General features: G+C 65.7%; 14 protein-coding genes and 1 tRNA gene. 10 read left to right on the top strand and 5 right to left on the bottom strand.

All coding sequences use genetic code 11. The features are described from left to right. Positions 1 to 71: 71 nt before the first annotated feature. On the bottom strand, positions 72 to 986 hold the full coding sequence (locus GFD25_RS08345; protein ID WP_239512496.1) for a DMT family transporter: 915 nt from the start codon (positions 984 to 986) through the stop codon (positions 72 to 74). Between the two features lie 166 nt (positions 987 to 1152). After that, a complete protein-coding gene (bilR, locus tag GFD25_RS08340) occupies positions 1153 to 3279 on the bottom strand; it encodes a bilirubin reductase, long form (protein ID WP_163231800.1) in 2127 nt (708 codons plus the stop codon). Positions 3280 to 3759: 480 nt separating this feature from the next. On the opposite strand from bilR, the gene GFD25_RS08335 reads away from it, so the two are divergent. Beyond that, positions 3760 to 4992, top strand: a complete 1233-nt coding sequence (locus GFD25_RS08335; protein ID WP_163231798.1) for an ROK family protein — start codon at positions 3760 to 3762, stop codon at positions 4990 to 4992. Between the two features lie 268 nt (positions 4993 to 5260). Next, a complete protein-coding gene (gene xylA / locus GFD25_RS08330) occupies positions 5261 to 6607 on the top strand; it encodes a xylose isomerase (protein WP_163231796.1) in 1347 nt (448 codons plus the stop codon). Between the two features lie 438 nt (positions 6608 to 7045). Here xylA and GFD25_RS08325 read toward each other — a convergent pair whose 3' ends face one another. Further along, positions 7046 to 8545, bottom strand: coding sequence for a xylulokinase (locus GFD25_RS08325; RefSeq protein WP_163231794.1), 1500 nt, complete (start codon positions 8543 to 8545; stop codon positions 7046 to 7048). 351 nt (positions 8546 to 8896) lie between these two features. Between GFD25_RS08325 and GFD25_RS08320 the strand changes: the two genes are divergently transcribed. The 5 genes from GFD25_RS08320 (at position 8897) to prmC (ending at position 12609) form a co-directional block, all read left to right on the top strand. After that, entirely contained in the window at positions 8897 to 9949 is a 1053-nt protein-coding gene (locus GFD25_RS08320; protein WP_163231792.1) for a hydroxyacid dehydrogenase, read from the top strand. A gap of 78 nt (positions 9950 to 10027) precedes the next feature. After that, a tRNA-Ile gene (locus GFD25_RS08315) sits at positions 10028 to 10101 on the top strand. 140 nt (positions 10102 to 10241) lie between these two features. Further along, positions 10242 to 10454: a 50S ribosomal protein L31 gene (gene rpmE / locus GFD25_RS08310; RefSeq protein ID WP_163231790.1), complete on the top strand. Its 213-nt coding sequence runs from the start codon at positions 10242 to 10244 to the stop codon at positions 10452 to 10454. Between the two features lie 170 nt (positions 10455 to 10624). Further along, positions 10625 to 11713 (top strand): peptide chain release factor 1, encoded by a 1089-nt coding sequence (gene prfA / locus GFD25_RS12260; protein ID WP_163231788.1) that lies wholly within the window; start codon positions 10625 to 10627, stop codon positions 11711 to 11713. A gap of 5 nt (positions 11714 to 11718) precedes the next feature. Further along, positions 11719 to 12609, top strand: a complete 891-nt coding sequence (prmC, locus tag GFD25_RS12255; protein ID WP_338024645.1) for a peptide chain release factor N(5)-glutamine methyltransferase — start codon at positions 11719 to 11721, stop codon at positions 12607 to 12609. A 10-nt stretch (positions 12610 to 12619) separates the two neighbouring features. Here the strand turns inward: prmC and GFD25_RS08295 are convergent, their stop codons facing one another. Continuing rightward, positions 12620 to 13291, bottom strand: a complete 672-nt coding sequence (locus GFD25_RS08295; RefSeq protein WP_239512495.1) for a sugar O-acetyltransferase — start codon at positions 13289 to 13291, stop codon at positions 12620 to 12622. A 242-nt stretch (positions 13292 to 13533) separates the two neighbouring features. On the opposite strand from GFD25_RS08295, the gene GFD25_RS08290 reads away from it, so the two are divergent. The 3 genes from GFD25_RS08290 to GFD25_RS08280 all read left to right on the top strand — a co-directional run bounded on the left by GFD25_RS08290 (position 13534) and on the right by GFD25_RS08280 (position 16738). After that, positions 13534 to 14418, top strand: a complete 885-nt coding sequence (locus GFD25_RS08290; protein WP_163231783.1) for an aldo/keto reductase — start codon at positions 13534 to 13536, stop codon at positions 14416 to 14418. A gap of 93 nt (positions 14419 to 14511) precedes the next feature. Beyond that, a complete protein-coding gene (locus tag GFD25_RS08285; RefSeq protein ID WP_338024644.1) occupies positions 14512 to 15270 on the top strand; it encodes an HNH endonuclease family protein in 759 nt (252 codons plus the stop codon). Positions 15271 to 15421: 151 nt separating this feature from the next. After that, a complete protein-coding gene (locus tag GFD25_RS08280; RefSeq protein WP_204314839.1) occupies positions 15422 to 16738 on the top strand; it encodes an Nramp family divalent metal transporter in 1317 nt (438 codons plus the stop codon). A 233-nt stretch (positions 16739 to 16971) separates the two neighbouring features. On the opposite strand, the gene GFD25_RS08275 is transcribed toward GFD25_RS08280, so the two are convergent. After that, the gene (locus GFD25_RS08275) at positions 16972 to 18630 is read right to left on the bottom strand and encodes an MDR family MFS transporter (RefSeq protein WP_163231779.1); all 1659 of its coding nucleotides are present in this window, start codon (positions 18628 to 18630) and stop codon (positions 16972 to 16974) included. Positions 18631 to 18950 lie beyond the last annotated feature (320 nt).

The raw sequence follows: 18950 nt of genomic DNA, 5'->3' as shown, positions 1-18950 counted from the left end.
CGAAGCGTGCGCAAACCAACGCTTACAGGCGGTTTTGCGTTGGTTTACGCGCAGTGCGATGAGACGGTCCGTTACCGCCGCGAGAGCCGTTCGAGCATGCGGCCGTTGAGGTGGATCTGCGAGCACAGGATCGCCGAGAAGATCAGCGCGAATCCCACGCCGGCCGCCGCCTGCACCCGCTCTCCGTAGAACAGCACCGAAAACAGCAGGCTGAACACCGTTTCCAGGCACATGATCAGCGACGCCTGCGAAGGCGGCGTCACCTTGAGTCCGATGTTCTGCATGATCTGCGCGCACATCGTCGCGCCGAAGAACAGATAGACGAGGCAAGCCAGCACGTTCGGCTGCAGCCATGCGGCGGTCGGTGCCGGTTCGGTGAGGATCGCACCGACCAGGCAGCACACGCCGGCCACCATGAACTGGCTGAACGTGAGCGCGACCGGGTGGATCGTCTGGCCGAACTTGCCGAGCCATACCAGATTGAACGAGAACACGAACGCGCACAGCAACGTGAGCAGATCGCCCAGGCCGACCGACAGGCCGCCGAGACCGGAGCTGAGCGACACGAACCCGACGCCGGTCAGGCACAGCGCGGCCGCGACCAGGTTGCGCGCGGTCGGCCGCTGGTGCAAGAGCAGCCATGACGTGAACGGCACGATCACGCAGTACGCGGCGGTCAGGAACGCGCTGCGGCCCGGTTCGATCATGGTCAGGCCGGTCATCTGGCTGACCATGGTGCCCCAGTAGGTGAATCCGACCAACAGACCGGGAACGATGATGCGGCGGTTGAGATACGGCACGATCTGCTTGCGGAACAGGATCAGCATGATCGCGGACGCGGCGAGCAGACGGATGGCCATGAGCCATTGCGGCGTGACGACGCTCATCGCGACCTTCGCGGTCGGGTAGCTGCCGCCCCACAGCATCGCGCATGCGAGCAGCATGAGCTTGCCGAGGGTGGGGGAGAGCGTGAACGTGCGCGTCATTGCAGAAGCTCCTTTGTCGGTGTGCCGCTGGCGTCGACGGGCGTCGGCGGCGGAGGTGTTCGGGGTTCGCTGACGGATTGGTCCGGAACGCAAAACCGAGAACAGCATAGTGCCGCCCGCCCGGTTTGTCATGCCGGACGGGCGGGTTGCCTGACACGGTTGCCGGTTACGCCGCGACGGCCGCGAGGTAGCCTTCCTCGACCGCGCGGTTGATGTCCGCCGCACGGCCGTTGCAATCACCGACGCGGGTGACGGTGATGCCGGCCGCGTCCAATGCCGTCGTATCGAACGGCAGAGGCGCGGTGCCCAGCGCCAGGATCACGCAATCGCAGGGGATCGTCACCGGTCGGGTCTGCGGCTCGGGTGCGCCCGAGGCTTCGGCCGCCTGTCCCGGCGCGCCTCCCGCGGGCCGCGCGCCGGGACGTCCTGCCGGTGCGCCGGGCCGTCCCGCGGGCGCCGGCGGGTTGATCGTCTCGACCGCTTCCACCGCATGTTCCGTAACGCGCTCCACTTTGGTGTTGGTCAGCAGCGTCACATGGTGCGTGGCGAAATCCTCCATCATGATCGGCTTGATCGTGCTTGACTCCTCGGCCGCGATCTGTCCCATCATCTCCACGACCGTCACGTCGCAGCCGTAATCGTCCTGCGCGATCAGTTCGGCCGTTTCCGCGCCGACCAGTCCGCCGCCGATGATCACGGTGCGTCCGTGCGGCCGCTGTTCGCCGGCGAGCACGCGCCACGCGTCCATCACATGCGGCAGGTCGGTGCCCGGGATCGGCGGCGTCGCGTTGCGTCCGCCGACCGCGACGATCACCTCGTCGAACCGGCCGTCGGCCAGCATCTCAGGCGTGGCCTCGGTGTTGAGCCGCACGTCGGCGCCGGCCGCGTCGAGCGCGCGTGCGTACCACTGTTCGATCCTGCGCATGGTGCCCTTGCGCGGCGGTACGCTGGCGATGTCCAGCTGACCGCCGAGCCGGTCGGCGCGTTCGAACAAGGTCACGTCGTGGCCTCGCAGCGCGGCGACGCGCGCCGCCTCCATGCCGGCTGGTCCGCCGCCGACCACGGCGATGCGCTTCGGGGCTTCGGTCTTGCCGATCACGCGCTGGTATTCGTAGCCGTTCTGCGCGTTGAGCACGCACGAGATGAACCGGCGGGAGGCGATCGCGTCGGTGCAGCCTCGGTTGCACATGATGCACGGGCGGATCAGGTCGGCCCGGCCGTCCGCCACCTTGTTCGCATAGTCGGGATCGCACAGGATCGGTCGGCCGAGACCGACGTAGTCGCAGGCGCCGGATGCGATGAGCCGGGCCGCGGCGTCCGCGTCGGGAATCGCTCCCACGGTCGAGACGGGCACGTCCACGGCTTCCTTGATGCGCCGCGAATACGGTTCCATGAAGCAGTCGGGGCGCGTGCCCATCGCCGGGATCGTGTCGTTGAGGTTGCCGGTGTGGTTGGCCTGACCGACGTGGAACGTGTCGACGCCGTCTTCGACGAGCAGTCGTGCGAGCGTCACGGCCTCGTCGATGAACAGGCCGCCGCGGCCGATCTGCGGGTTTTCGGTGATGATCGGCAGCTTGTAGTCGATGCAGATGTCCGGGGATCCGGCGCGGATCGCGCGTACCACTTCGCGGGCGAACCGCGTGCGGTTGTCGAACGAGCCGCCGTATTCGTCGTCGCGTTCGTTGATCAGCGGCGAGCACAGGGAACCGACGAGACGGTCGCCGTGCACTTCGATCGCGTCGGCGCCGGCCGCCGCGGCCCGCCGGGCCAGGGCCGTGATCGAACCGAGGATCTCGCCGAGCCGTTCGGCGCTCACCTCGTTGACGTAATGCGCCATGTCGTGATGCAGCTTGGCGCGGGCACCCGCCATGTCGCCCTTGGCGAACAGTTCGGCCACCGCGACCGTGTCGTATTCGGGGTGGAAGACCTGCAGGCCGAGTTTGCAGTCGAATTCATGCAATGCGTCGGCGAGGGCGGCGAACGAGGGGATCTGCTCGTCAGTGACGAGTTTCGGCGTGGGGGAGATGGTGTGCACGGGGGTGACGTCGCCGAGCACGATGTAGGCGGCGCCGCCTTCGGCCACGCGCTTGTAGAAGTTGATGCTCTGTTCGGTGATCGAACCGTCGCGGGCTTCGTAGCCGGTGGTCATCGGCGGGAACATGATGCGGTTCTTGAGCCGCATGTGGCGGATCTCGAGCGGCTGCATCAGGATCGCCGTGGTGTCCGGGGCGTCGGGGGTATCGAGGGTGTCGGTGCCCTCCGGGGCGAGTGTGGTGGTTGCGGTGTCTGTCATGTTGACCTCCATGTCGAGCTGGTGTCTTGAGGTCTCTTCGTCGAAAACGTCAAGAGTTTGATAACGGAATTCACAGTATCAGCACAAACTTGGAGTCGTCACGCGGCGCGCGGGCGCGGATGGGGCGATTTTGTAAAGAATGTTTACAAGATTGGTGCGCGTGGGTGCGCGGGCCTGTCGAGCCGGGCGTCGAGCGGGTTCGTCGAGTCGAACCTGCTGGATCCGACCTGCCGAAAACCGCTCCGAATCGCTCGCCCCGGCTCCACTCGGCGGATTGCGGAATCCGCGGAAAGTCGCGCTTTCCTATCAGGTACAATCATTTTGCTAAGTCATTTGCCTGCCGTTCTCCGGTCGGGTTCCGCATTGGCCGCGGCGTCCGGCGTCCGGCGTCCGGCGTTCGGGTTGGTCGGGCCATCGGGTAGGCAGGCCAGTCAGGACGCACTGCCGGCCACAGGCCGCGTCGCAAGGAGGTGAGCCGCGATGCCGGTGTCCAGAAGCATCAACCAGGATGATCTGCGCAATCACAACATGTCCGTGGTCCTGTCCACGATGGCGCGTTCGCGCGTGCCGCTCAGCCGCGCCGCGCTGGCAAAGCAGACCGGTCTGACCAAGGCGACGCTGTCCCTGCTGAGCGACATCCTGCTGAAAAACCGGGTGATCCGCCAGCTCGAACCGGCGGCCGTCGTCTCGTACGGCCGCCCGAGCACGCCGCTTGCGTTTCGGCCGGGACGGTGGGTCGGTCTCGGCATGCAGATCAACACCGACGGTTTCGGATACACCGTGCTCGACATCGACGGCACGGTGACGGCGAGCGAGTGGCGCGACCGTCCGATGGGCGACGTTGATCCGGATGAGATCTTCGCCGAACTCGACGCGATGATGCGTCCGGTGGAGGAGCGGCTCGCGGCCGACGGCGCCGTCGTGACCGGATGCGAGCTCGCATTGCCCGGACTCGTGGCGGACGGCAACCGCCTGCTGGTCGCGCGCAACTTCGGCTGGCGCGACATCGACCTGAACCGGTATGCGGTGGTGTCCCGTCTGGGGGCCGTGGCCGACAATGAGGCGACGCTGGCCGCGATCGCGCAGATCCCGGGATTCGCCGCGCAGCGTTCGTCCGACGACTGGCCGATCGGCCCGTCCGATTCGTTCGTCTACGTGTCGACCGACGTCGGCATCGGCGGCGCGTACGTGCGCGAGGGGCAGATCGTGCGCGGCGACCACGGTTTCGCCGGGGAGATCGGCCACATGTGCGTCGACGTGCATGGCGCGCTGTGCCGGTGCGGTCGTCACGGATGCCTGGAGATGTTCGCCGGCCGTCGTGCGGTGATGCTCTCCTCCGGACTGGCCTCGGATGCGGCGACGGCCGTGGATGCGGGGATGCCTGCCCGGCTGATCGAGGCCTGGCATGCCGGCGATACCGGCGCGGCGCTCGCCGTGGAGAACGCGCTGGCCGCACTGGCCGCGGCGATCGCGTCGACGGTCAACGTGGTCGACGTGAGCAACGTGATGGTCGGCGGCTTGTGGAGCGGGTTCGGCGACGACCTGCGCGCCGATCTCGAACGGCGCGTGCAGTCGCAGATCCTGGCGCGCGACGCGGTGAAGGTGCGGCTCATGTTCCCGCCGGTGACCGAACATCCGGCCATGTACGGCGCGGCCGTGATGGGATTGCATAGGTTCACCGGCGATCCGATGCGGTTCCTGGAATCCGCGTGATTCGTGTGATGCGCCGGTCGGCGCGGTCTGTATTGATCGGTTTCGTCCGGCGTCGGCTGATCGGTGTCCTGACCGCGTGATGATCCGTCCTGCGTTCGCGCGGCCCGTTGCGGGGAGCGTGACACGCCGTCGCGTACGCCAAAAAGTTCATTGGATTGACAAATATAGTTCAACGATTTAATATTTTTGGCGTACGGCGATGCCGCATCGACCGCCAACGGTGCGGGTGCGGCATCGGACAACGAAGTTATCAACCAAGGAGATCGTCATGGGTCTGTGGGACATCGACAAGATCGAGTACGTCGGCCGCCAGAAGGGGCCGCAGGAAGGACTCGCCTTCCATTACTACGACGCGGACAAGGTCGTCGCCGGCAAGAAGATGAAGGACTGGCTGCGCTTCGGCGTCGCCTGGTGGCACACCTTCAACCAGGAGCTCGTCGACCCGTTCGGCACCGGCACCGCGCACCGCCCGTACTACAAGTACACCGATCCGATGGATCAGGCGCTCGCCAAGGTCGACTATGCCTTCGAGCTGTTCACCAAGCTCGGCGTCGAGTACTTCTGCTTCCACGACCGCGACATCGCCCCTGAAGGCGACACCCTGCGCGAGACCAACGCCAACCTCGACAAGGTCGTCGACAAGATCGAGGAGAACATGAAGTCCACCGGCGTCAAGCTGCTGTGGAACACCTCCTCCCTGTTCACCAACCCGCGCTTCGTGTCCGGCGCCGCCACCTCCCCGTTCGCCGACATCTACGCCTACGCCGCCGGCCAGCTCAAGAAGAGCCTCGAGATCGGCAAGCGCCTCGGCGCCGAGAATTACGTGTTCTGGGGCGGCCGCGAAGGCTACGAGAACCTGTGGAACACCGAGATGAAGCGCGAGACCGACCACATCGCCAAGTTCTTCCACATGTGCGCCGACTACGCCAAGGAAATCGGCTTCGACGCTCAGTTCCTCATCGAGCCGAAGCCGAAGGAGCCGACGCTGCACCAGTACGACTTCGATGCGGCCACCGCCATCAACTTCCTGCGCACCTACGACCTGACCGACGTCTTCAAGCTCAACCTCGAAGGCAACCACGCCAACCTCGCCGGCCACACCTACCAGCACGAGATCCGCGTCGCCCGCGAATCCGGATTCCTCGGCTCGCTCGACGCCAACCAGGGCGACAAGCTCATCGGCTGGGACATGGACGAGTTCCCGACCGACCTGTACGAGACCGTCGCCGTCATGTGGGAGGTCCTGCAGGCCGGCTCCATCGGCCCCCACGGCGGCCTGAACTTCGACGCCAAGCCGCGCCGCACCTCCTTCTACGCCGAGGACCTGTTCCGTTCGCACATCGCCGGCATGGACTCCTACGCGGCCGGCCTGCTGGTCGCCGACAAGATGAACCGCGACGGCTTCATCCAGAACCTCATGTCCGAGCGCTACAGCTCCTACGATTCCGGCATCGGCGCGACCATCGAGAACGGCACCGCCACCCTCGCCTCCCTTGAGGAGTACGCGATCGACAAGCCGCAGTCCGAGCTCATCGCCGCGACCAAGTCCGATCACCTCGAATCCGTCAAGGCGACCATCAACAACTACATCGTCGACGCGCTCGCCGAGGCCTGATCCTCGCGGCAACCGTTGATGCATGACTGATCGGGGCGCCGTCGGTTCCGTCCGGTTCCGGCGGCGCCCCGTTTTTTACGCGGCCGGACCGTAACATCCTCGTGAGATTGCGCGCGATGTCTCGCAACATCCGCGAACTATCGTGCATCGTAATCGTCCGGATTCCAAGAGAAAGGATAAGACCGTGATCATCGCCGCGATTACCGCCTTCGGTCTTTCCCTGATCGGCATCGCCTTGCGCGCGCGTCTGCGCCGCGACGGCCAGCTCTGAGCGTCCCGATCGTCGAGGGCGTCGCCGACCCATCGATGTCGTGCATGGTTTGAGCCCGGTCTCCATTATCGGAGACCGGGCTCAAACCATATTTGCCCATATTTCTGGGCGCAAACCAACGCGAATCAGCCGTTCCGCGTTGGTTTGCGCCCAGAAAAGAGCGGAATTCAGCCGCGGTACTTCGCGTACTGGGCGTAGACCTCAGGGGTCGGCTCGCCGGTGAGCGTGTCCTCGATGGTCAGCTCCCATGCCGGCGGCTCGGCCTTGCCGCCCAGCACCCACGCGGCCTGGCGTGCCGCGCCAATCGCCACATACTCGTCGGTCTTCGGCAGCAGCACGTCCATGCCGAGGATCGACGGCGCATACGCGCGCACTGCGGCCGACTTCGCGCCGCCGCCGATCAGCAGGATGCGTTTGACGTCCACGCCAAGGCCCTTCACCAGCTCAAGGCAGTCGCGCTGCGAGCACAGCAGCGCCTCCACGAACGCGCGGGCGATATTCGCGCGGGTCGTATTGCGCAACGTCATGCCATGCAGCGTCGCCGTCGCGTCCGGACGATTCGGCGTGCGCTCGCCGTCGAAGTACGGGATCAGCGTGATGCCCTCGGCTCCCGGTACCGACTGCGCGGCCAGATCGGCCAGCTCGTCGTAGCTCACGCCCAGCGCCGCGCGCCCCGCATCGGCGATGCGCGAACCGTTGATCGTGCAGGCCAACGGCAGCCAGTGGCCGGTGCAATCCGCGAAACCGGTCACGGACGCGGTCATGTCATAGGTCGGCACGGGGGAGATGGCCGCGGCCACGCCCGACGTGCCTAGGCTGATCGACACGTCTCCCACGCCCATGTTGAGGCCCAGCGACGCCATCGCATTGTCGCCGCCGCCCGGGGCGATGATGCAGCCGCCGGGCACGTTCTTGCCGGCGATCGCCGGATCGGCCACCGCGCCCGTCTCGGTCGGGCCGAGCACACGCGGCAGGGTCACGTCGTCGCGGCCGAACGCCAGCTTGAACAGGTCCATGCGATACTCGTTCGCGGCCGAATCAAAATATGCGGTGCCCGACGCGTCCGAGCGGTCGGTGAACAGCGCGGCCAGGTCGGCGGTTTCGCCGTCCGCGACCGGTCCGTGGCCGGCGATGCGCCAGCTCAGCCAGTCGTGCGGCAGGCAGACCGCGGCCACGCGGGCGGCGTTTTCCGGTTCGTTCTTCGCGACCCACACGATCTTCGTGATCGTCAGCGAGGCGACCAGCGACGAGCCGACCGCCCTGACCCAGCGCTGGCGGCCGCGCATGGTCGGATCGTCGGACAGATCGTCCTCCGAGCCGTCCGCGGCTTTGGCGGATTCGCCCAACTCGGCGATCAGCCGTTCGGCATCGGGTGCGGAACGGGTGTCGTTCCACAGCAGCGCGTCGCGCACCACACGGCCCTGCTTATCGAGCAGCACCATGCCGTGCTGCTGTCCTCCGACCGCCAGCGCGGCCACGTCGTCGAGGCCGCCGGCCTGAGCCGATGCCTCAAGAAACGCGTCCCACCACGCGTTCGGGTCGCAGCTCGTGCCGTCGGGGTGTTTTGCCTGTCCGAAACGCACCAGTTCGCCGGTCGCGGCGTCGGTGACGCGCACCTTGGTCGACTGCGTGGATGTATCGATGCCCGCCACCAGAATCCGGGTCATGTTGCCTCCTTGCATGGGCGCGGCTGCCGGCTTGACAGTGCCGTCGGCGCGCCAATAAGTTAGATGATTGAACTTATGAGATCAGTGTATCACTGGGTGCCGCCGGTCGCCATCGAATGGGTTGTGCACAAGCCGGAACGACTACGTCGGGTGCCCGTGACGCACGCCTGCAACAAATGGCAAGGACCGAACGGCTTGCGCGGCCGGACCGTACAATCGCGAACCGGATCATCTGTGACCGCGGTGCCGGTCGGTGGCCGTCGTCTGTGGGCGCAAGTCGTCCGCCGGCGACGGTCTTGTCGATAATCGCCGTCACCGGCCGCCGTCATCAGTCGTCAAAGGAGCGCAATCATGACACAGGAACCGTCATCCGACAAGCCGTCCGTCGTGTTCTCGTTCAGACCGGCCGATCTGCTCGGCAAGATCATGGGGCGGGACGCGTGGCGCGAACTCGACGCCATCGCGCGATACGCACGCGACGACCACGGCGAACCGGTCGTGATCGAGGACTTCCACGACCCGGCCAACGCGGCGACCATCGCCGCCGCCGACTACATCATCACCGGATGGGGCGCGGAGCAGCTGCTCGACGTCGCCGCGCTCGACGCCATGCCGCATCTCAAGGGCATCTTCGCCGCCAGCGGCGCCGCGGCCCGCATCTTCGCCGACGACGAGTCCCGCGACGAGGCCAAAAGGCGCGGCATCGCGCTGTCGAACTCCGGATACCTCAACGGCCTGCCCGTCGCCGAATACTGCTTCGCGAACATCCTGCTCGCCAACAAGGCGTTCTTCCAAGCCGAACGCATGTACCACGACCAGCGCGGCTGGGGCGCGTGGGTGGACGTGCAAAGCGTGTTCGCCGGCGTGGGCAACTACGAGAAGACCGTCGGCCTGGTGTGCGCGTCGTCGCGCATCGGACGCCGTCTCATGACCATGCTGCAGATGACCCGCCTTGACGTGCTCGCCTATTCGATCGACATGTCCGCCGACGAAACCGCGTCGTACGGCGCAGTCAAGGCCGACCTGGACACGGTGATGAGCCAATCCGACATCGTGTCGCTGCACGCCCCCGACATCCCGGCGCTGCGCGGCATGATCGGCGCGCGCGAACTGTCGCTCATGAAGGACGGGGCGACGCTGCTCAACTCGGCGCGCGGCCGCGTGGTCGACCACGACGCGCTGATCGCGGAACTTGCGACCGGCCGCATCAACGCGATCCTCGACGTGACCTGGCCCGAACCGCTGCCGCACGACTCGCCGCTGTGGGACATGCCGAACGTGGTCCTCACCCCGCACATCGCCGGTTCGACCGGCAGCGAACTGCATGCGATGGGACTGAACGTGGCCGAGGAGCTCGCGCGCCACGCCGCCGGCAAGCCGCTCAAGTACCGGGAGGACTACTGATTCCGGCGGATTTGCGGCTGCGTCGGGCGGCCGTTCTGCTACACTGGTCGGGTTGGTTTGCGCTCGGCGCACCATCGTGGGGCCGTAGCTCAGTCGGTTAGAGCATGCGACTCATAATCGCCCGGTCCAGGGTTCAAGCCCCTGCGGCCCCACTTTTCCGACAACGCGCCATCGGCCCGCGCGCATGCGTGTCACGAAGTCGAGACTCGCGCGTATACTCCCATAGGTTCCGGTTCACGTCGGCCATAGGGGCGCGACGACCCGGGTCCCCCGAATCCTTAGGAGACACACCATGAAGCAGGGTATCCATCCCGATTATCATGCCGTCGAAGTCCTGTGCTCGTGCGGCAACACCTTCGTCACCCGTTCCACCTACAAGGGCGACCACATGACGGTCGACGTCTGCTCGAACTGCCACCCGTTCTACACCGGCAAGCAGAAGATCATGGACACCGGTGGCCGCGTCGCTCGCTTCGAGCGTCGCTACGGCAAGAAGGCCAACTAGCTTCATCAACGCCAGTCCGTGCGGTCAAGGCGTCGCTTCGGCGACCCGATCGCGGACTGGCGTTTTTGTATACCTTGATGCGTTTCATGCGGCATCGCGCGAAACACATCCGAACCGGCAACGTAACGACCACCGTGTAATGGTCACCGTGCGATCGTAAGGACGACAAAATGGCAGACGAACAGTTCCCCGCCGCGCAGACCGCGCTTGAGGAATACCACGACCTCGAAGCGAAGATGGCGGATCCCGAAGTGGTGTCCGACCCGGAGAAGATCCGCAAGCTGGGCCGTCGCCACGCCGAACTCGGCGGCATCGTGTCCGCATACAAGACCTACCTGCAGATCCGCGACGACCTCGAAGCCGCGCGCGAAATGGCCGGCGAGGACGAGGACTTCGCCGAGGAGGCCAAGCGGCTCGAAGCCGAACTGCCGGCCGCCGAGGAGAAGCTGCGCACCGCGCTCATCCCGCGCGACCCGGACGACGCGCGCGACACGATCATGGAGATCAAGGCCGGTACCGGCGGCGAGGAGGCGGCGCTGTTCGCCGGCGACCTGCTGCGCATGTACACGCGATACGCGGAAAAGCGCGGCTGGACCGTCACCGTGCAGTCCGAGAACACCACCGAGCTCGGCGGCGTCAAGGACGTGCAGATCGCCATCCGCGCCAAGGGCACGCCCGCGCCGGAAGACGGCGTGTGGGCGAGCCTCAAGTACGAGGGCGGCGTGCATCGCGTCCAGCGCATCCCCGTCACCGAATCGCAGGGCCGCATCCAGACCTCCGCGGCCGGCGTGATCGTCTTCCCGGAAGCCGACGAGGACGACGACGAGATCGAAATCGATCCGAAGGACCTCAAGATCGACATCTTCATGAGCTCCGGCCCCGGCGGCCAGTCGGTCAACACCACGTATTCCGCGGTGCGCATGACCCACATCCCGACCGGCATCACCGTGAACATGCAGGACGAGAAGTCGCAGATCCAGAACCGCGCCGCCGCGCTGCGCGTCCTCAAGTCCCGACTGCTCGCCATGAAGCACGAGCAGGAGGCCGCCGAGGCCGCCGACATGCGCCACTCGCAGGTGCGCTCGCTCGACCGGTCCGAGCGCATCCGCACGTACAACTTCCCGGAGAACCGCATCGTCGACCACCGCACGAACTACAAGGCGTACAACCTCGACGCGGTGCTCAACGGCGATCTGCAGGCCGTGATCGACTCGGACATCCAGGCGGACGAGGCCGAGCGCCTCGCGAACCAGAAGTGACATCCGTGACTGTTGCTGAAGTGATTCGGGACGCGGCGGGGACGCTGCGCGAGTCGGGGGTGGATACCCCCGAGCATGATGCGAAGCTGTTGCTGGCGGAGGCGGCGGGGCGCGAGCTGCGCGACGTCGACAAGGCCATGCTCATGGGCGACGAATGGGCGTTCGATGAGACGACGGAACAGCGATTCCGCTCGATGATCGAGCGGCGGGCCAAGCGCGAGCCGTTGCAGCACATCACCGGACACGCGTCGTTCCGGTACCTCGATCTCAAGGTCGGGCCGGGCGTGTTCGTCCCGCGTCCGGAAACCGAAACCGTGGTGCAGGCCGGCCTCGACTGGATCACGCGTGAACGGCTGTACGCGCCGCGTGTCGTCGACCTGTGCGCGGGATCGGGCGCGATCGGACTGTCCGTCGTGACCGAAGTGCGCGGTGCCGAAGTGTGGGCGGTCGAACTGTCGCCGGACGCCTACGCATGGACCGAACGCAACCGTGAGACGGTCGCCAAGCAGGATCCGTCGGCCGGATACAACTATCACCTCGAACGGGGCGACGCGACCAGCCCGCTCACCCTGCCGCAGCTGGACGGCACGATCGACATCGTCATCACGAACCCGCCGTACGTGCCGCTGTCGCAGATTCCCGAACAGCCGGAAACGCGCGACCATGATCCCGACATGGCCCTGTACGGCGGGTCCGCGGACGGCGTCGCGATCCCCGAACGCATCATCCTGCGCGCGGCGGCGCTGCTGCGGCAGGGCGGTGCGCTCGTCATGGAACACGACATCTCGCAGGGCGACCGGCTCGTCGCCTTCGCACGGGCCAACGGATTCGCGCAGGCTCATACCGAGAACGACTGGACCGGCCGGCCGCGATTCCTGTTCGCGCTGCGGGGATAGGCGAAGGCGTCTACCGCGCGTATTCCTGATAGACGGCGGCGTCGGCGTCGGTGATCGTGCGGATTACGCGCGCCGGCACACCCACCGCCACCGAATTGGCCGGAATGTCATGCGTGACCACCGCGCCCGCGCCGATCACACAGCCGTCGCCGATCGTCACGCCGCCGACCACGGTCACGCCGCCGCCGAACCAACAGTTCGAACCGATCGTGATCGGCAGTCCGTACTCGTAGTCGTAGAACGAGCCGTCGGCGGCGCGACGCACGTTGCGATCCTGCCAGCGCATCGGATGCATCGGCGGCAGCAGCGACACGTTCGGTCCGAACAGCACGTCGTCGCCGATCGTCACCGGCGCGCAGTCAAGACAGCTGAAATTGAAGTTCATGAACACGCGGTCGCCTACCGTGGTATGGCAGCCGTAGTCGAAGAAGATCGGGCCCATCACGTCGAAATTCTCGCCGTGGCCGGGAATCAGCTCGTCGAGCACCGCGGCGCGCGTGGCATAGTCGCCGCGTGGCAGTCCGTTGAACTTGGTGCACAGGTCGCCGGCCTTCTCGCGCAGCGCGCACAGTTCGGGGTCGGCGGGATTGTACAGTTTGCCGGCGAGCATCTCCTCGCGTTCGGATGCGCGCGGGGTACGCGGTTCGACGGGGGGAATGGCGGAGACGGATTCGGCGGTCATGGAGGCTCCTTTGCTGGAAGTCGGAAACGGTTGCCGGGCTCGGTGCCTGAGCGGCGCCAAAACCGGCATACGGCGCTCCAGTATAGGTGTACGAACGTACATATCAAGTCGGTCCGTCCACAAGACCGTGTCACGCGGAAGCATGTCCGCGACCGGGTTTCGCGGCGTGGCGATCATGGCCCACGACGATGCCGCATCCGTGTATTGTTGAGCACAGGAATCAATTCGTCAGGAGGTTTGCCATGCTGGAAACCAGTGATCTCGCCGCCGCTGCCGCCGCGGCGACCGTGCCGGACATCGCGCTGAACGACGGCAATGCGATCCCGCAGATCGGACTCGGCATCCTGCGCATCGACGACGATGCCGTCGAGCCGGTCGTCGAATCCGCACTGTCCGCCGGATACCGCCACATCGACGGCGCGGCCGGATACAACAACGAAGGCGGTCTGGGCCGCGCGCTCGCCGCGACCGGATACAACACGGGCGAGCAGCGCGGCAAGCTCTGGCTGACGACCAAGCTGCGCGACTCCCAACAGGGCTACGACTCCGCGTTGCGCGCATTCGACGACTCGCTCAAACTGCTGCAGGTCGACTACGTCGACATGTACATGATCCACTGGCCGACCCCGTTCAACTGGCGCAGCGGCGACACGTGGAAAGCGCTCGCCAAGCTGCGCGCGGACGGCCGCGTGAAGACGCTCGGCGTGTGCAACTTCCTGCCCGAACACCTCCAGCGACTGCACGACGAAACCGGCGAATGGCCGGCGGTCAACCAGATCGAACTGCACCCGACCTGGCAGCAGCGCGACGTGGTCGCCTTCTGCAAGGAACACGGCATCGCCGTCGAAGCATACTCGCCGATGGCCCGCGGCGCCGACCTCAACGCCGGCAACGGCGTTATCGCCAAGATCGCCGACGCGCACAACGTGAGCCCTGCCCAGGTGATCCTGCGCTGGCACATCGAAAACGGCACGATCATCATCCCCAAGTCGGTGCACGCCGAACGCCAGAAGCAGAACCTCGACGTGTTCGGCTTCACGCTGTTCCCCGAGGAACACGCCGCCATCGACGCGCTCGACGGCCCGAAGCGCGCCGGCCACGACCCGCTCACCTTCACCTACGCGTGATGACGGCTCACGGCGCCGCCCATGACCGACGGACACCGAACCCACCGCACGCGAACTGACCGACGTGCCGCACGGCCGCATGCCCATCCGGGTGTGCGGCCGTCGCGTTATGCCGCTGGCCGTGACCGTTCCCATTTCCCGCGCCGCCGATTCGACCCGTCCGGTCCAGCCGGACGTGCGCTGATCCTGCTGGCGCTCGCCGTTGCGTGCGGCATAGGACTGGGCGTCGGACTGCCGAACGTCAGCCCGACCGTCGGCCGGATCACCGGCGACTACGCGGCGGGCGGTCCGGCCGCCGACGCGCTCAGCCGGCTCGTGATCGACGACGATCCCGACCGGTCCGGCTACGACCGCAGCCTGTTCGGCTACCGCGCCACCGATGACGACGGAAACGGCTGCGACGTGCGCGAAGACGTGCTCGCCCGCGACCTGACCGACGTGCGATACGTGACGGCCGGCGGTTGCGCGGTCCGATCCGGCACACTCGACGACCCGTACACCGGTCGGACCATCCGGTTCGTGCGCGGCGCACGCACCAGCTCCGCCGTGCAGATCGACCACGTCGTCGCCCTGGAAAACGCATGGCAGTCAGGCGCCCGAGACTGGGATACCGCGACGCGATACCGGTTCGGCAACGACCTCGCCAACCTGCTGGCGGTGGACGGGCCGGCCAATCAGGAGAAAGGATCGGCCTCCGCCGCATACTGGCTGCCCACGAACGGCGACTACCGATGCCGGTACGTCGCCCGGCAGATAGCGGTGAAAGCCGCGTACGGACTCACGGTCACCTCGCGCGAGCAACGGGCCATGCAGTCGGTGCTCGCCGCATGCCCGGGCGAACCGCTGCCGTAGCCGGATACGCGTTGTCGTATGTGCGCCGTCGATATCGCGCTTCCGGCGAACACCGACCGCACACGGACGCATGTGTGGACGCATGTAACATGCCCGGTCTATAACGGTGCGCGGTATGGAAGAGAACAACGCACACAGCACAGTCGAAACAATGCCCATGAATCCCGTCGAGCGGTCGGCCGCCGAACTGGAGATCGAACGCGCACACGCCGCGGAGGGGGAACGCATCCGCGGTCATCAGCGAGCCAACGGACGCAAGGGACACGCGCTCGCGTCCATTCTCGGACCGGCGTTCGTCGCCGCCGTCGCCTACGTCGATCCGGGCAACGTGGCCGCCAACATCACCTCGGGCGCGCGTTACGGATACCTGCTCGTATGGGTGCTGGTGCTGGCGAACGCGATGTCGGTGCTCATCCAGTACCAGTCCGCGAAACTCGGCATCGTCACGGGCAAATCACTGCCGGAACTGCTCGGCGAACGCATGAGCGACGCGGGCCGGTTCATGTTCTTCATGCAGGCCGAGGTCATCGCCATCGCCACCGACCTGGCCGAGGTGATCGGCGGCGCGATCGCACTGAACCTGCTGTTCGGCATCTCGCTGTTCATGGGCGGCCTCGTGATCGGCGCCATCTCCACGGTGCTGCTGTGGTTCCAAGGCGGCAAAACGCATCGCCTGTTCGAGAAGATCGTGATCGCGCTGCTGCTGGTCATCACGTTCGGCTTCATCTTCGGCCTGTTCATCGCGCCGCCGGATCCCGCGGCCGTGTTCGGCGGGCTGATCCCGCACTTCACAACCACCGATTCGGTGCTCATGGCCACGTCGATGCTGGGCGCGACCGTCATGCCGCACGCGATCTACCTGCATTCGACGCTGGTCAACGACCATTATGCGCCGGGGGAGAAGAAGCCGACCGTGCGTCAGCTGTTGCACGGCTCGAAGATCGACGTGGCGTGGGCGTTGTTGCTGGCCGGTTCGGTGAACGTGTCGCTGCTCATCATCGCCGCGAACTCGTTGTACGGCATGAAGGGCACCGATTCGATCGAGGGCGCGCAGCATGCGATCGTCAGCGTGCTTGGCCCGGTGGTCGGTACGATCTTCTCGATCGGCCTGCTCGCGTCCTCGCTGAGCTCCACGTCGGTCGGCACGTATGCGGGTTCGGAGATCATGCACGGGCTGCTGCGCATCAAGGCCCCGATGTGGGCGTGCCGTGTGGTCACGCTCGTGCCGGCGCTGATCGTGCTGTGGTTCGCGCCGAATCCGACACAGGCGCTGGTTGTCGGCCAGGTGATCCTGTCGATCGGCATCCCGTTCGCGATCATCCCGCTCATGCGATACACGCATGACAGGAAGCTGATGGGAGAGTATGTGGACGGAACCGTCAAGCATGTGATCTTCATCTGCGTGGCGGCGCTGATCGTGGCGCTGAACGTGCTGCTGATCGTGCTGACGGTGCTCGGCAAGGCGTGACGAGCTGGGGCGTTCAAGGTCGCGCTGGGGCTTTTGGCGAACTTTGAGGCAGAATCTCACGCGCGTATGGGTCTTTCTCCAAACGTTGAGGCAGTTGAACCACGAACCCCGCCTGTTTTGACATCAATTTCGGTTTGATTCGGGCGTAATGGGGGATGGAGCTGCCTCAAAGTTTGCAGAACGACCTGCGCGGAGCGGTAAAACTGCCTCAAAGTTTGCGAAAAGGTTTGCCCTTACCTCGTGCGGGCGGCGCGCGCCTCGCGAAAGTGCGCCACGGCCTTCTGCGCCGCCTCGTGCGAGGAACCGGCGCCGGCGCCCTTGACGCCGAAGATCACGATGAGCATCTGGACGAACACGAGGAACGCGCTCACGCGCAGCGTCCACTGCGTGCCGAAGATGCTCGCATCGATCGCGTTGTCGCCATGCACCTGCATCAGCGTTTCCATGAGGATGACCAGCACCGGGGCGCCGATCGCGCCGGCGATCTGACGCACCGTGTTGGTGACGGCCGAACCGGCGGACACCTCGCTGTGGTCGAGGCAGTTGAGCGACCATGTGGTGATCGGCATGATGATGAAGCCCATACCGATCTGCCGGACGAACTGCCAGATGGACACCCACCAAATCCACGTATCGCGGTCGATCAGGCTCATCATGACGGTACCGAACAGGAGGATGCCGGTGCCGGTGATCGCGACGGGGCGAGCCCCGAGCCGGTCGAGCAGCTTGCCGCCGAAGAACTGCGAGATGCACATACCGAACGCGCCGGGCATCATCACCAAGCCGCTGATCGTGGCCGAATAGCCGCGGTCGTTCTGGATATACAACGGCATGATGACCATGATCGAGCTGAACGCGAAGAAGCTCAGCGCCGCGCAGATCGTGCCGACCGTGAAGCTGCGGTTCTTCAGGACGCCGAGGTCGAGCAGCGGGGGATTGGGAAGTTTGCGGTCGGTCGTATCGGTGGACTCACGGTCGGTGGTCGGCACTGCCTTGTCGGTGTCGGTGTTCGCGTTGGTACTGGTTCCGTTGGCGTCGGCCTTCGCCGCGTTAGACGCCCGTGCCCCGCGCACCTGCCGCATCACGAACCACACGATGCCCGCCAGGCCGATCAGCACCGCGCCCCACACCATCGGATGCGTGAACGGGTACGCCTCGATGTTCGTGAACCCGAACATGAGACCGCCGAAGCCGATCACCGACAAGCCCACCGAAAAGAAGTCCGCATGCGCGTCCGGATCATGCTCGCCGAAGTTATGCAGGCCGAAGATGGCCAGCAGCAGCGAGACCACGCCGATCACGGTCAGGGTCAGGAAGATCGAGCGCCAGCCGTTCGCATCCGTCTGCCACCCGCCGATGGTGGGGCCGATGGCCGGGGCAACGCTCATGGCCATGCCGACCGTGCCCATGGCCATGCCTCGGCGGGAGAGCGGGTAAATGGAGAACACGGTGATCTGGAGGACCGGCCACATCACGCCGGTGCCGATCGCTTCGAGCAGTCGGCCGAGCAACACGACGAGGAAGGACGTGCCGACCCACGCCAGCAATGAACCGATCGTGAACACGACCATCGAGACGATCACGATCTGGCGGGTGGAGAAGCGGCGGGTCAGATAGGCGGTGAGCGGAACCATCACGCCCATGACGAGCTGGAAGATCGACGTGAGCCACTGGCCCGTGGTCACGGAGATGCCGAATTCCGAGACGATCGTCGGCAGTGCGGCGCTCAGCTGCAGCTGCGTGAAATTGCCGACGAACGTGATGAACGTGAGGATCGCGATCGACGTGAACGCCACGCGCGTCAGATGCCCGTTGACGTAGGTTTCGTCGCGGGTGAGCGCGCGGGCGCGGTCGGCTCGTGAGCCGGCCTTGCCGCGCGTGCTGAGCCTCATGTTCCCCACTCCCGTACCCTCGGTCTGTCCGTCAATCCCGTTATTGCGCCTCATCGATCCCATGCATCACATTCTTCCCGAAACCGCCGATCAAAACCCCAACATCCTATACCTATATATGGGCAATGTCCGTTTGATGGGCGGCGCTCGCCGTGGACGCGAGCGTGGACCATGCGTCGAATCCGAATCAACAATATTCGTCGTCCCGCATTGCCGGTTCGCGCGGGAGCTGCGGCCTGATCGAACTGCGAACTGTCACTGCCCCGAAATTTGGCGAATATACCCCCTTGGAACTATGGTGTAAAGGGGTCATGATCGTG

It is taken from the genome of Bifidobacterium aerophilum (assembly GCF_010667685.1).
GTDB lineage: Bacteria > Actinomycetota > Actinomycetes > Actinomycetales > Bifidobacteriaceae > Bifidobacterium > Bifidobacterium aerophilum.
Note: the sequence above shows the minus strand (reverse complement) of the source record. Positions and strands in the feature narration are given on the sequence as shown.